The organism is Kitasatospora sp. DSM 101779 (assembly GCF_025655475.1).
Classification (GTDB): domain Bacteria; phylum Actinomycetota; class Actinomycetes; order Streptomycetales; family Streptomycetaceae; genus Kitasatospora.
Genome location: NZ_JAHTIK010000001.1, coordinates 1841122 through 1855163 on the forward strand (window position 1 = coordinate 1841122; position 14042 = coordinate 1855163).

Genomic DNA, 14042 nt, shown 5'->3' on the forward strand with positions numbered 1-14042 from the left:
GCCGCCTCAACCGGAGGCCTTCGGACCGGCCTTCCTCAGGAACTGGCGGAGCTTCTGCAGCGGCCAGGTGTTGACGACCTCCTCGGCGGTGAGCCGGCCGCGCTGGGCGGTCGCGACGCCGAAGCGGAGGTTGTCGAGGTGGACGGTGGCGTGGGCGTCGGTGTTCACGGCGAAGCGGACGCCGTGGCGGCGGGCCGCGACGATCAGTTCGTCGCCGAGGTCGAGGCGCTCGGGTGAGGCGTTGACCTCCAGCGCGGTGCCGGTGCGGGCCGCGGCGGCGAAGACCTCGCCGAAGTCGGCGTCGATCGGTGCACGGCGGCCGAGCAGTCGGGTGGTGGGGTGCCCGATCACGTGGACGTGCGGGTTCTCGCAGGCCCGGACCAGCCTGCGGGTCTGCGCGGCCCGGTCGAGGCCGAAGGCGGAGTGGATCGAGGCGACGCACAGGTCGAAGCCGGCCAGGAACTCGGGCGGCCAGTCCACGCCGCCGTCCGGGTCGATGTTCAGCTCGGTGCCGTGCAGCAGCCGCATCCGACCGAACGAGCCCTGCAGGGCCTGCAGTTGCTCGCGCTGGGCGAGCATCTTCGCGTCGGTCATCCGCTGCATGGCGAGGTTCGGCGCGTGGTCGGTGACGGCGACGTAGGACCAGCGGCGGCGGTGGGCGGCGGCGAGCATCTCCTCCAGCGGGGCGAGGCCGTCGGTGAGGTCGGTGTGGGTGTGCAGGTCACCACGGACGTCCTGCTCGGTGACGGGCTCGCCGAGCTCGCCGTTCAGGGCGTCCTCGATCTCGCCGCGGTCCTCGCGCAGGGTCGGCGGGATCCAGGGCAGGCCGAGCGCCTCGTACACCTCCTCCTCGGTGCGGGAGGCGAGCTTGCGGCCGCCGTCCGCCTCGAAGAGGCCGTACTCGGAGAGCTTGAGGCCGGCCTTGACGGCGCGGGCGCGCAGTTTGATGTTGTGCGCCTTGGAGCCGGTGAAGTAGACGAGGGCGGCGCCCCAGTCCTCGGCCGGGACGACCCGCAGGTCGACCTGCAGGCCCCGGGTGGTGCGGATCGAGGTCTTGGTGGTGCCGCTGCCGAGGACCTCGGCGGTGAGCGGGTGGCCGGTGAGGGCGGACATCAGCGGGGCGGAGTCGTCCGCGGTGGCGAGGACGTCGACGTCGCCGATGGTCTCGCGCATCCGGCGCAGCGAGCCGGCCCAGGTGCAGCGCTCGCAGCCGGGCGCCTCGCGGACGGCGGCGGCGATCTCCTCGGCGAGGGCGAGGGCGGTGGAGATCAGCACCCGGCCGCCGCCCTGCCGGAGCACCTCGATGCCGTGGACGATGTTCTCCGCCGTCCGGGCACCGAGGCCGGGCAGGTCGTCGAGTCGTCCCGCGCGGGCGGCGTCGAGGAGTTCGTCGACGGTGGAGACGCCGAGTTCGCGGTGGACGAGGGCGGCCTTCTTGGGGCCGACGGTCGGGATCGCCATGATCTCGCGGACGCCCGGCGGCACCTTGGCGCGGAGTGCGTCGAGGGCGGCGACCCGGCCGGTGCCCAGGTACTCGGTGATCTTCTCGGCGGTGGACTTCCCGACGCCGGGGATGGCCTGGAGGCCCTTGGCGTCGAGCCGGGCGAGGTCGTCGGGGTGGCCGCCGACGGACCGGGCGGCCTTCTCGTAGGACCGTGCCCGGTAGGCGTCGCCGCCGGTGAGCAGGAGCAGGTCGGAGTACTCCTGCAGCAGTGCGCCGACCTCGTCGTTGAGCCGCGCCATGCCCTCAGTCTAGGGCGGCCTTGACAGCGGCACCCCTACGGAATGAATATTCATTCCGTGACCCCGCGCAAGCCCGACCTCGCCGAGCGGCTCATCGACGCCGCTGTCGCCCTCTTCGCCGAGCGCACCTACGAGGGCACCCAGATGCCCGCCGTGGCCCAGCGCGCCGGGGTGGGCGTGGGCAGCATCTACCGGTACTTCCCGAGCAAGGAGGCGCTCGGCAACGCGGCCTTCCAGCACGCCAAGCGGGCTCTGCTGGACGAGCTGGCCGCGGCGATGGCCGAGGGCGGCCCGGCGGGCACCGTCCGCGAGGAGTTCGGCCGCTTCTGGCGGGGCTTCACCCGGTACGCCGGGGCCCGCCCGGAGGCGTTCGTCTTCCTGGAGCACCAGCAGCACGACACCTTCCTGGCGCCCGACAGCCTGGCGCTGGCCGCCGAGATCGACCGGATCGCCGCCGACTTCATCGAGCGCGGCCAACGGGCCGGCGAGATCCGCGACGGGGACGCAGCCCAGCTGGTGGCACTCGCCGTCGGCGCCTTCACCGGCCTGGTCAAGCTGCACCGCACGGACGGCCTCGGTGCGATGGCCCCCGCAGACCTCGCCGCCGCCGAGGAGTGCGTCTGGTCCCTGCTGCACCGCCCGTCTTCCTGAAGCCCCTCCCTCACCCCCACTCCCCCGGAAAGGCAGTTCCCTGATGACCGCCCCGCAGACCGTCCTGATCACCGGGTGCTCCACCGGCATGGGCCGCGAGGCCGCCCTCGCCCTGCACCGGCTCGGCCACCGCGTGGTCGCCACCGCCCGCCGTCCCGAGACGCTGGCCGACCTGGCCGGCCTCGGCATCACCACGCTCGCCCTGGACGTCACCGACGAGCGGTCGATGACGGCCGCGGTCGCCCGCGTCGAGGAACTCCACGGCCAGGTCGACGTCCTGGTGAACAACGCCGCCTACGGGCTGCACCAGCCGGTCGAACTGGCCTCCCCGGAGGAGGTCCGCACCCAGTTCAACACCAACGTCTTCGGCCTCGTCAGGATGGCCCAGCTGGTGCTGCCCGGCATGCGGCGGGCCGGCCGCGGACGGATCGTCAACATCTCGTCGATGGGCGGCCGGTTCTCCCCGCCCGGCGGCGCCTTCTACCACGCCACCAAGCACGCGGTGGAGGCGATCAGCGACTCGCTGCGGCTGGAGGTCGCGCCGTTCGGCGTCGACGTGGTCGTCGTCCAGCCCGGCCCCACCATCACCGGCTTCGGCGGCACTGCGGTCGCCACCATGCCGGACGGCTCCGGCCCGTACGGCTCGTTCACCACGGCGCTCGCCGACATGTACGCCAACAAGGCCTTCACCCGGCGCAGCGGCGCCGTGACGGCCGAGGCCGCCACCAAGGTGATCGTCCGGGCGGCGACGGTGCGCCGGCCGCGGGCCCGGTACGCGATCGGGGCGATGGCCCGCGGCACGATGATCGCCAAGCGGCTGCTGCCGGACGCGGCCTTCGACGCCGTCATGCGGGCCTCCTTCCCGCTGCCGAAGGCGGGCTGACGGCACAGCGGGCGGCCCGCGCGGAAAACCGGGTGCCCCTCGCCCGCCCGCCGCGCTAGCCTCGGCGGCATGAAGAACCAGCGCGCTGCCGCGACCACGACGCCGGAGAGGGTCCCGGCGCGCTGACACCTGTTGTCCGAAGCCCCGGGGCGAGTGCCCCGGGGCTTCGTGCTGTCCCCGGTCACCCGTCCCGGCATCACCGAGGGAGACCGTCGTGCACGAGAGCATCGACCACAAGGACCACCGCCGGCTCGGCCGCGAGCTGGACCTCTTCGACACCGACCGGCTGATCGGGGCCGGCCTGCCCTACTGGCTGCCGGACGGCGCCGCGGTACGGCACGCGCTGGAGGAGTACGTCCGCGAGATGGAGCGGCGGGCCGGCTACCGGCACGTCCACTCGCCCGTCCTCGGCAAACGCGAGCTGTACGAGATCTCCGGCCACTGGGCGCACTACAGCGAGGACATGTTCCCGCCGATGCGCCTCGGCGGCGAGGAGGTGGTGCTGCGGCCCAGCCTCTGCCCGCACCACGCGGTGATCTTCCGTTCCCGGCCGCGCAGCCACCGCGACCTGCCGCTGCGGCTGGCGGAGCTCGGCGGGATGTTCCGCTCCGAACTGTCCGGGGTGCTCGGCGGACTGACCCGGGTCCGGGCGATCCAGCTGAACGACGCGCACGTCTTCTGCCGGCCCGACCAGGTCGCCGGGGAGGTCCGGTCGGCCCTGGCACTGATCCACCGGGCGTACCGCGCGCTCGGCATCGAACCGGCCCGGCACCGGCTCTCGCTGCCCGCCGAGGGCGGCAAGTACGTCGCCGACCCGGGGATGTGGCAGCGCGCCGGCCGGCTGCTCGCCGAAGCGCTGGAGGAGGCCGGGGTGCCGTACGAGGAGGAGGTGGGCGAGGCCGCGTTCTACGGGCCCAAGATCGACGTCCAGGTGGTGGACCGGGCCGGGCGGGAGTCCACCCTGTCCACCGTGCAGGTCGACTTCCACCAGCCGGCCCGGTTCGATCTCGGTTACGTCGGACCGGACGGCGCCCGGCACCGTCCGGTGATGGTGCACCGGGCGGTCATCGGCAGTGTGGAACGGGCGGTGGCCCACCTGATCGAGGTGTACCAGGGGGCGTTCCCGGCCTGGCTGGCACCCGTCCAACTGCTGGCGCAGCCGGTCGCCGAGGAGCAGCGGCCACAGGCGGAGGCGCTCGTGCAGCAGGCCCTCCGGCAGGGGCTGCGGGCCGAACTCGCCGACCCGCAGGGCGGCACCCTCGGGGCGCGGGTCCGGGCCGGACGGCTGGTGCCGTACCAGGCCGTCATCGGCGCGGCGGAGGCGGCCGACGGGCTGGTCTCGCTGCGGCTGCGGGACGGGCGGCGGGTCGGACCGCTGCCGGTGCCGGAGGCGCTGCGGCTGATCGGCGACGAGGCCCGGGTGGGACAACACACCTAGGGGGCGCGTGGGGGCACCCCCCGCGCCCCCTACGAGGGCCGCCCGAGTTCGATCCGCGCCCCTGAGGCACCCGTCCGGGAAAGCCTTGCGGTCATTCCTCCGGGTAGCGGCGAGGGGTCCAGACGACCTCGGTGTCGTTGTCGCGGCGGACCAGGCGGGTCTGGGAGGACCCGACGAGCAGCAGGGTGCGCATGTCGACCTCGGCCGGGTCGAGGTCGGCCAGCCGGACGGTGCGGACGCGTTCGGTGGGTCCGCCGACGTCACGGGCCATCACCACCGGGGTGTCCGCGGCGCGGTACTCCAGCATCAGGTCGCGGGCCAGCCCGACCTGGGTGGTGCGGGACTTCGAGCCGGGGTTGTACAGCGCGAGCACCAGGTCGGCCTCGGCGGCGGCGCGCAGCCGCCGGGCGATGACCTCCCACGGCTTGAGGCGGTCGGAGAGCGACACCACCGCGTAGTCGTGGCCGAGCGGGGCGCCGGCCCGGGAGGCGGCGGCGTGGGCGGCGGTCATGCCGGGCAGCACCCGGACGGGCACCTCGCGGTACGGGTCCTCGCCGGCCGCCTCCAGGACGGCGGTGGCCATCGCGAAGACGCCCGGGTCGCCGGAGGAGACGACCGCGACCCGGCGGCCGCGGCGGGCCAGGTCGAGCGCGAACTCGGCGCGCACCGCCTCGACCTTGTTGTCGGAGCCGTGCCGGATCTGGCCGGGGCGGACGGGCACCCGGTCCAGGTAGGTGGTGTAGCCGACCAGGTCGGTGGCGGCGGCGAGGGCGCCGCGGGCCTCCGGGGTGAGCCAGAGCGGTCCGGCCGGGCCGGTGCCGACGACCACCACCTCGCCGGGACCTGTCGGCTCCGGGAGGTCGAGCGGGGCGACCTTGCTGGGCAGCACGGCGACCGAGAAGTACGGCACGGTGTCGGCCACGACCTCGGCGAGCGGCAGGGTGCGCTCGCCGTCCATGAACGCCCGCTCGACGTACTGCGCGTCGTCCAGCCGGCCGGCCCGCTCCAGGGCGCGGCGGACGGCCGGGAAGGTCCGGCCGAGCTTCATGATCACGGCGGAGTCGGCGGAGGCGATCCGGGCGGCGAGTTCCTCCTCCGGCAGGGTGCCGGGGATGATCGTCAGGGTCTCCTCGGCCTCCACCAGGGCGCTGCCGAGCCGGGCCGCGGCGGCGCTGACCGAGGTCACGCCGGGCACCACCTCGGTCGGGTAGCGGTGCGCGAGGCGCTTGTGCATGTGCTGGTACGAGCCGTAGAACAGCGGGTCGCCCTCGGCGAGGACGACGACGTCGCGGCCGGCGTCCAGGTGGGCGGCGAGCCGGGCGGAGGCCTCCTCGTAGAAGTCGTCCAGGGCGCCGCGGTAACCGCCGGGGTGGTCGGTGGTCTCCACGGTGATCGGGTAGACCAGCTTCTCCTCGATCTGGCCGCCGGTCAGGTACCGGTCGGCGATCGAGCGGGCGATGGAGCGGCCGTGCCGGGCGCTGTGGTAGGCCACCACGTCGGCCTTGCCGATGAGTTCGGCGGCGCGGACGGTGACCAGCGAGGGGTCGCCGGGGCCGAGGCCGACGCCGTACAGCCGGCCGGTCTGCTGCTCGGTCACTCTTCTTCACTCGCAATCGCGTTGATGGCGGCGGCGGCGATCGCGCTGCCGCCGCGCCGGCCGCGGACCACCAGGTGCTCCAGGCCGGACGGGTGCTCGGCCAGGGCCTGCTTGGACTCGGCGGCGCCGATGAAGCCGACCGGCACGCCGATCACCGCGGCCGGGCGGGGTGCGCCGGCCTCGATCATCTCCAGCAGCCGGAAGAGGGAGGTCGGCGCGTTGCCGACGGCCACCACGGCGCCCTCCAGCCGGGGCAGCCACAGCTCCATGGCCGCGGCGCTGCGGGTGTTGCCCGTCTTCTTCGCGAGTTCGGGCACCGTCGGGTCGGTGAGGGTGCAGATCACCTCGTTGTCGGCGGGCAGCCGCTTGCGGGTGACACCGCTGGCGACCATGTTGACGTCGCAGAGGATCGGCGCGCCGGCGTGCAGCGCCTTGCGGGCCGACGCGACCACGCCGGGCGAGTAGACCAGGTCCTCGACCAGGTCGGTCATGCCGCAGGCGTGGATCATCCGCACCGCGACCTGGGAGACGTCCGCGGGCAGGGCGGCCAGGTCGGCCTCGGCCCGGATGGTGGCAAAGGACTGCCGGTAGATGGCGGCGCCGTCCTTCTCGTACTCGATCACGTGGTCCTCCGGGCCTCGGCGACCGCCTCGGCCATCTCTTCCGTCGTCACATCCACTGGCGTCACATCCGTGGGGCGGGCCGGTGTCCCGACCGGTGCCACCCGGTAGCCCTGCCCGGTGGCGAGCACGTCCACCCATCGTCCGGAGGGGTGGCCGCAGCGCCGCTCGCAGCCCGACCAGTGCACCGGCAGGCCGCCGCCGTCCGCCCGTTCCAGGGCGCGGGTCGCGTCGGCGCGCACGTCGGCGAGCGACTTGCCGCAGCCGGGCAGGCCGGTGCAGGCGGTGGCGCGGTCCCAGGCGGTGCCGGGCCCGGTCAGGAAGCCGGCCTCGGCGAGCCGGGCGAGGCCGTCAGCCCTGGCGCCGGGCAGGACGGCACCGCGCCAGGGCGTCAGCCGGACCTCGCCGGCGGACAGCTCGGCGAGCAGCCGCCACTGTGCGGCGGTGGCCCGTCCGAAGCGCGTCCCGACCGAGAGGCCGCCGGGCAGCACGCCGAGCGGCGGGTGGCCGCCGGGCAAGCGCGGCAGCGACAGGTCTCCGGGCGGCAGGAGTTCGGGGACCTCGCGCGGGTGCCAGGCCCGGGTGCCGGTGGCGTGCAGTGCGTCGAGGAAGGCCCGGGCGGCGTCCAGGGCGGCGTCCACGGCCTCCGCCGCCGGCACCGCGCGGACGGTCGCCTCGCGGCCGAGCCGCAACAGGGCGGTGCCGCCGGGCGCTGCGATCAATGTCACATCGGCGTTCAGGGCGGCGACGTCGCCGCGCCCGTCGTCCAGGGCGAACAGGAACTTGCCGGAGAGCGCGGTCGCCCAGGGCGCGGCGCAGAGCTTCTCGTCCAGCTCGCGCACCTGGGCCGCGGTGTCGGCGTGCCCCTCGGCGTCGAGGCCGGCGGTCGGCGAGGCGACGATGTTGCGCACCCGCTCGTGGGTGTCGGAGGGCAGCAGGCCGACGGCGCGCAGCCGGTCGGCGAGTTCCGCACCGCAGGCCGAAGCCAGGCCGCGCAGTTGGACGTTACCGCGCGAGGTGGTCTCGAGTGCGCCGTCGCCGAGCGCCTCGGCGGCCGCAGCCAGCGCCTCCGCCTGACGAATCGTCAGCAGACCGCCGGGCACGCGGATGCGGGCGAGGGCGCCGTCGTCGGCCGTGTGCAGACGAAGGGCCCCCGGGCAGGCGTCCGACCGGTCCCGGTCGGGCACGGCGGAGCCCGCCCCGGCGGGGTCGGGAGGCGGTGGCATGGCGGCGAGCATACAGATTGTCCGCCGGGGCGCCCCGTCGTCTGGATCACAGTCCGTGTGCAGTCCCGCGGCCGTCCGCCACCCCGTACGATGCTGCCGGACGGTCCGTGCGGACCGTCCGACGCCAGCGACGGCAAGCGGAGGAAACCGGTGCAAATCCGGTGCGGTCCCGCCACTGTAACCACGGCTCAGCCGCCGTGGAGCCAGGAACTCCCGCCGTCCTCCACCAGCCCGGGGCGCGGACCCCGAGGAAGGCCCGACCTGTGCGCTGCCGCATGCCCGGCTCCGCCGTCCCGCCCGGACGCGCCGAGCCGCCGCCCGCCGTCCCGGGGACCCCGGCGGCGGCCCGCCGCACCCCTGGGGCGCGTCTTCAACGGTCATGGGTGCACCACAAGGGGCGCGGGGAACTGCGCGATCCGCGGCGGGTGTCACGACAGCACAGGCCGAGCCGTGGTTTGCACGGTGGCCCGCATCCGGATGGCGCAGTTCCCCGCGCCCCTGGAACGACCGCACGAGCGCCCTTGAAGACCGGCCGTCGCACCGCACCCCGCTCCGCCCCGCGCACCCGGCTGCCGCACCCGGCCCCGATGCGCCGCCGCACGCCGTGGAACACCGACCAGGCCGGGAGGCCCTCCGCATGATCCTGCTGCTGTCGACCTCCGACACCGACCTGCTGAGCGCCCGCGCCTCGCAGGGCCCCGTCCGCTACCGGCTCGGCAACCCGGCCCGGCTGACCGCCGAGGACCTGCCCGCCCTCGTCGAGGGCACCGACCTGGTCGTCGTCCGCCTGCTCGGCGGCCGCCGCGCCTGGGAGGACGGCCTGGAGACGCTGCTCGCCGGGCCCCGCCCGGTCGTGGTGCTGACCGGCGAGCAGGCTCCGGACGCCCAGCTGATGGAGCTCTCCACCGTCCCGGCCGGCATCGCCGCCGAGGCGCACGCCTACCTCGCGCACGGCGGCCCGGCCAACCTCGCCGAGCTCGGCGCCTTCCTCTCCGACACCGTGCTGCTCACCGGCCACGGCTTCGCCCCGCCCGCCTCGGCCCCGGCCTGGGGCCCGCTGGAGCGTCAGGACCGAGCCTCCGAGGGCCCGCTGGTCGCGGTGCTCTACTACCGCGCCCACCACATGAGCGGGAACACCGCCTTCGTCGAGACGCTGTGCCGCGCGATCGAGGACGAGGGCGGCCGCGCCCTGCCGCTGTACTGCTCCTCGCTGCGCGGCGCCGAGCCCGAGCTGCTGGCCGAGCTCGGCAGGGCCGACGCCATCGTCACCACCGTGCTCGCCGCGGGCGGCACCCGGCCGGCCGACGCCCAGGCCGGCGGCGACGAGGAGGCCTGGGACGCGGGCGCGCTCGCCGCCCTCGACCGGCCGATCCTGCAGGCGCTCTGCCTGACCTGGTCGCGGTCGCAGTGGGAGGCGAGCGACGACGGCCTCTCCCCGCTGGACACCGCCACCCAGGTCGCCGTCCCCGAGTTCGACGGCCGCCTGATCACCGTGCCGTTCTCCTTCAAGGAGCTGGACGAGGACGGCCTCACCGTCTACCGCGCCGACGCCGAGCGCGCCGCCCGGGTCGCCGGCATCGCCGTCCGGCACGCCCGGCTGCGCCACACCCCGGCCGCCGAACGCCGCCTCGCCCTGGTGCTCTCCGCCTACCCGACCAAGCACGCCCGGGTCGGCAACGCGGTGGGTCTGGACACCCCGGCCAGCGCGATGCGCCTGCTGCACCGCCTGCGCGAGGAGGGTATGGACCTCGGCACCGAGCTGCCGGGCCTGGACACGGCCTCCTCCTCCCACGAGGGTGACGAGCTCATTCACGCGCTGATCGCGGCCGGCGGTTACGACCAGGACTGGCTGACGGAGGACCAGCTCGCCCGCAACCCCGTCCGGATCCCGGCCGCCGACTACCGCCGCTGGTACGCGACCCTGCCGCAGGGCCTGCGCGAGCAAGTCGAGGAGCACTGGGGCCCGGCCCCCGGCGAGCTGTACGTCGACCGCTCGCAGAACCCGGACGGCGACATCGTGCTCGCCGCGATCCGCTCCGGGAACCTGCTCGTCCTCATCCAGCCGCCGCGCGGCTTCGGCGAGAACCCGGTCGCGATCTACCACGACCCGGACCTGCCGCCGAGCCACCACTACCTGGCCGCGTACCGCTGGATCGCCGCCGCGCAGGAGGACGGCGGCTTCGGCGCGCACGCCGTGATCCACCTCGGCAAGCACGGCAACCTGGAGTGGCTGCCCGGCAAGACCGCCGCGCTCTCCGCCGAGTGCGGCCCGGACGCCGTCCTCGGCGACCTGCCGCTGATCTACCCCTTCCTGGTCAACGACCCGGGCGAGGGCACCCAGGCCAAGCGCCGCGCCCACGCCACCCTGGTCGACCACCTCGTCCCGCCGATGGCCCGCGCCGACTCGTACGGCGACATCGCGCGCCTGGAGCAGCTGCTCGACGAGTACTCCACCATCGCCGCGATGGACCCGGCGAAGCTGCCCGCGATCCGCGCCCAGATCTGGACGCTGATCCAGGCCGCCCGGCTCGACCACGACCTCGGCCTCGACGAGCGGCCCGAGGACGACGGCTTCGACGACTTCCTGCTGCACGTGGACGGCTGGCTCTGCGAGGTCAAGGACGCGCAGATCCGCGACGGCCTGCACGTACTCGGCCAGGCCCCGGCCGGCCCCGACCGGGTCAACCTCGTGCTCGCCATCCTGCGCGCCCGGCAGATCTGGGGCGGTGTCAGCGCGCTGCCCGGCCTGCGCGAGGCGCTCGGTCTGGACGAGGCCGCGCTCACCCTCGGCGCCACCGATGCGGCCGAGGCGCAGGCCCGGGCCCTGGTCGAGGCGATGGAGGCCGAGGACTGGGCGCCGGAGGCGGTCGAGAAGGTCTCCACCGGGCACCCCGACGCCGTCCGCGAGGTGCTCGCCTTCGCCGCGACCCAGGTGGTGCCGCGGCTGGCCGCGACCACCGACGAGCTGGACGCCGTGCTGCACGCGCTGAACGGCGGCTTCGTCCCGGCCGGGCCCTCCGGCTCGCCGCTGCGCGGTCTGGTCAACGTGCTGCCGACCGGCCGCAACTTCTACTCCGTCGACCCCAAGGCGATCCCGAGCCGGCTCGCCTGGGAGACCGGCCAGGCGCTCGCCGCCTCGCTGGTCGAGCGGTACCGCGCCGACAACGACGGCGCCTGCCCGCCCTCGGTCGGCCTCTCGCTGTGGGGCACCAGCGCGATGCGCACCGCGGGCGACGACATCGCGGAGGCCTTCGCGCTGCTCGGCGTCCGCCCGGTGTGGGACGACGCCTCCCGCCGGGTGACCGGCCTGGAGGCGATCCCGCTCGAGGAGCTCGGCCGCCCCCGGATCGACGTCACGCTGCGGATCTCCGGCTTCTTCCGGGACGCCTTCCCGCACGTGGTCGCCCTGCTCGACGACGCGGTGCGGCTGGCCGCCCGGCAGGAGGAGGCGGACGCCGACAACTTCGTCCGCGCCCACGTGCAGGCCGACCTCGCCGAGCACGGTGACGAACGGCGGGCCACCGTCCGCGTGTTCGGCTCCCGGCCGGGCACCTACGGCGCCGGCCTGCTGCAGCTGATCGACAGCCGCGACTGGCGCACCGACGCCGACCTCGCCGAGGTCTACACGGTGTGGGGCGGCTACGCCTACGGCCGCGACCTCAACGGCCGTCCGGCGCGCGAGGAGATGGAGAGCGCCTACCGGCGGATCACCGTCGCCGCGAAGAACACCGACACCCGCGAGCACGACATCGCCGACTCGGACGACTACTTCCAGTACCACGGCGGCATGGTCGCCACCGTCCGGGCGCTGACCGGCAAGAACCCGGCCGCGTACATCGGCGACTCGACCCGGCCGGAGACCGTCCGCACCCGGACGCTCACCGAGGAGGCGGCCCGGGTCTTCCGCGCCCGGGTGGTCAACCCGCGGTGGATGGAGGCGATGCGGCGGCACGGCTACAAGGGCGCCTTCGAGATGGCCGCCACCGTCGACTACCTCTTCGGCTACGACGCCACCACCGGCGTGGTCGCCGACTGGATGTACGAGAAGCTGACCGAGGAGTACGTGCTCGACCCGGTCAACCGCGAGTTCCTCTCCGAGGCCAACCCGTGGGCGCTGCACGGCATCAGCGAGCGCCTGCTGGAGGCCGCCGACCGCGGCATGTGGGCGGAGCCCGACGAGCGCCTGCTCGACGAGCTCCGCGCCGCCTACCTGGAGACCGAGGGCGACCTGGAGGCCGAGAGCTGAGGCACGCCGCAGGGGCGCGTGGGGGCATCCCACGCGCCCCTTTTGGGTTGCCCTGATTGCGTTCGATCCACGCCTGGGGTGCATACGATCTCCGCATGACGTTGCGCTCGGCGTTGTCGCGGCCCGCCCGGTGGTACTCCCTCGCGGCCGGGGGGTTCCCGGTGCTGGCGTTCCCGGGGGCGGGTCAGGCGTGGCTGGCGTGGGTGGCGCTGGTGCCCGGGATGCTGCTGATGCGGGCGGCCCCGGGCGGGCGCGAGGCCGCGGTGCGGGGCTGGTGGTTCGGGGCCGGTTTCATCCTGGTCGCGATGTACTGGCTGGTGCCGTCGATCGGTCCGGCGGTGCTGCCGCTGGCGGTGGTGTTCGGGGTGCTGCAGGCGGCGTTCGGCTTCGCGGTGTGGCGGCTGCTGCACGGCCGGGTCGGGCCGCGCCGGGCGGCGGCCGCGCTGGTGGTGGTGCCGTCGGTCTGGGTGGCCTGCGAGTTCGCCCGGTCCTGGCACGCGCTGGGCGGCCCGTGGGCGCTGCTGGGGGCGAGTCAGTGGGAGCATCCGGCGGTGCTGGCGCTGGCGTCGGTGGGCGGGGTGTGGCTGGTCGGCGCGGTGGTGGTGGCCTGCAACACCGCGGTGGTGCTGCTGGTCGCGGGGCCGCTGCGAGTGCTGCCGGCGGCCGCGGTCGCGGCGTGCCTGGCGGCCGGTCCCGTGCTGTTCTCGCTGCTGCCGCCGCCCCCGCAGGGCGGCTTTGCGACGGTGGCGCTGGTGCAGCCCGGCCAGACCCCCGACGACGCCTCGCGGCTGGCGGCGAGCACCCGGAGCACCCGCGGCCTGGTGGGCCGGCCGGTGGACCTGGTGGTGTGGGGCGAGTCCAGCACCACGGCCGACCTGGACCGGGACACCGCCGTGCTGGCGGGCCTGCGGTCGCTCTCGGCGGCGACCGGCGCGCAGCTGCTGGTCGGCGAGGACGCGCGCAAGGCGGACGGCCGGATCTCCAAGGACGCGGTGCTGGTGACCCCGGACGGCGTGGCCGCCCGCTACCGCAAGATCCGGCTGGTGCCGTTCGGCGAGTACATCCCGTTCCGCTCGGCGCTGGGCTGGATCGCGGGGGTGAGCAAGGCCGCGGGCGAGAACCGGGCACCGGGTGCGGCGTTCCGTCTGCTGCCGGCGACGGACCGGGCCGGTGCCCCGCTGCCGGTCGGCGCGCTGATCTGCTTCGAGTCGGCCTTCCCCGACATGTCGCGGGCCGCGGCCGGGGACGGCGCGCCGCTGATCGTCTACCAGTCCGCGACCTCGACCTTCCAGCACACCTGGGCGCCGGCGCAGCACGCCTCGCTGGGTGCGATCCGGGCGGCGGAGACCGGCCGTCCGGTGGTGCAGGCCGCGCTGACGGGCGAGTCGGTGGCGTACGACCGGCAGGGCCGGCGGCTGGCCCGGCTGGGCACCGACGGTTCGGGGGCGCTGGTGGTGCGGGTGCCGTTGGCGGAGCCGTCGGCGCTGACCTGGTACGACCGGCTCGGTGACTGGGTGCCGCTGGGCGCGGTGGCGGTGACGGTGCTGTCCGGGGCCGTGGTGGCGGTGCGCCGCGGTCGCCGCTCGGCGGGCGGGCCGGCCGAGGATCCGGCGGACGGCCCTCGGCAGCAGGCCGGCC

At 75.0% G+C, this 14042-nt stretch carries 9 protein-coding genes and 1 riboswitch; of the genes, 5 read left to right on the plus strand and 4 right to left on the minus strand.

Annotated features, from left to right (window positions below):
* Nucleotides 1-6: 6 nt before the first annotated feature.
* Nucleotides 7-1743 (minus strand): DNA polymerase/3'-5' exonuclease PolX, encoded by a 1737-nt coding sequence (polX, locus tag KSNIM_RS08570; RefSeq protein WP_263102624.1) that lies wholly within the window; start codon nucleotides 1741-1743, stop codon nucleotides 7-9.
* Between the two features lie 57 nt (nucleotides 1744-1800).
* Here polX and KSNIM_RS08575 point away from each other — a divergent pair, with 57 nt between their 5' ends.
* From KSNIM_RS08575 to thrS, 3 genes are all read left to right on the plus strand, one after another.
* Nucleotides 1801-2394 carry a TetR/AcrR family transcriptional regulator gene (locus KSNIM_RS08575; RefSeq protein WP_263102625.1) on the plus strand — a complete coding sequence of 198 codons (594 nt, stop codon included), beginning with the start codon at nucleotides 1801-1803 and terminating at the stop codon, nucleotides 2392-2394.
* A 43-nt stretch (nucleotides 2395-2437) separates the two neighbouring features.
* On the plus strand, nucleotides 2438-3277 hold the full coding sequence (locus KSNIM_RS08580; protein ID WP_263102626.1) for an SDR family NAD(P)-dependent oxidoreductase: 840 nt from the start codon (nucleotides 2438-2440) through the stop codon (nucleotides 3275-3277).
* 214 nt (nucleotides 3278-3491) lie between these two features.
* Nucleotides 3492-4715: a threonine--tRNA ligase gene (gene thrS / locus KSNIM_RS08585; protein ID WP_263102627.1), complete on the plus strand. Its 1224-nt coding sequence runs from the start codon at nucleotides 3492-3494 to the stop codon at nucleotides 4713-4715.
* A gap of 91 nt (nucleotides 4716-4806) precedes the next feature.
* Here the strand turns inward: thrS and KSNIM_RS08590 are convergent, their stop codons facing one another.
* Genes KSNIM_RS08590 through KSNIM_RS08600 form a run of 3 tightly spaced genes read right to left on the minus strand, consistent with a single transcriptional unit; the run spans nucleotide 4807 to nucleotide 8158 of the window.
* Nucleotides 4807-6312, minus strand: a complete 1506-nt coding sequence (locus KSNIM_RS08590) for a precorrin-2 C(20)-methyltransferase (protein WP_263102628.1) — start codon at nucleotides 6310-6312, stop codon at nucleotides 4807-4809.
* Nucleotides 6309-6935 (minus strand): precorrin-8X methylmutase, encoded by a 627-nt coding sequence (locus tag KSNIM_RS08595; protein ID WP_263102629.1) that lies wholly within the window; start codon nucleotides 6933-6935, stop codon nucleotides 6309-6311. Before KSNIM_RS08595 ends, KSNIM_RS08590 begins: the two co-directional genes overlap by 4 nt.
* The gene (locus KSNIM_RS08600; protein ID WP_263102630.1) at nucleotides 6932-8158 is read right to left on the minus strand and encodes a cobalamin biosynthesis protein CobG; all 1227 of its coding nucleotides are present in this window, start codon (nucleotides 8156-8158) and stop codon (nucleotides 6932-6934) included. Before KSNIM_RS08600 ends, KSNIM_RS08595 begins: the two co-directional genes overlap by 4 nt.
* A gap of 84 nt (nucleotides 8159-8242) precedes the next feature.
* A riboswitch (cobalamin riboswitch) is annotated at nucleotides 8243-8394 on the plus strand.
* A 401-nt stretch (nucleotides 8395-8795) separates the two neighbouring features.
* On the opposite strand from KSNIM_RS08600, the gene cobN reads away from it, so the two are divergent.
* A complete protein-coding gene (gene cobN / locus KSNIM_RS08605; RefSeq protein ID WP_263102631.1) occupies nucleotides 8796-12404 on the plus strand; it encodes a cobaltochelatase subunit CobN in 3609 nt (1202 codons plus the stop codon).
* A gap of 95 nt (nucleotides 12405-12499) precedes the next feature.
* Nucleotides 12500-14042: apolipoprotein N-acyltransferase (gene lnt / locus KSNIM_RS08610; RefSeq protein ID WP_263102632.1), on the plus strand; the 1543-nt coding region annotated here is incomplete at its 3' end.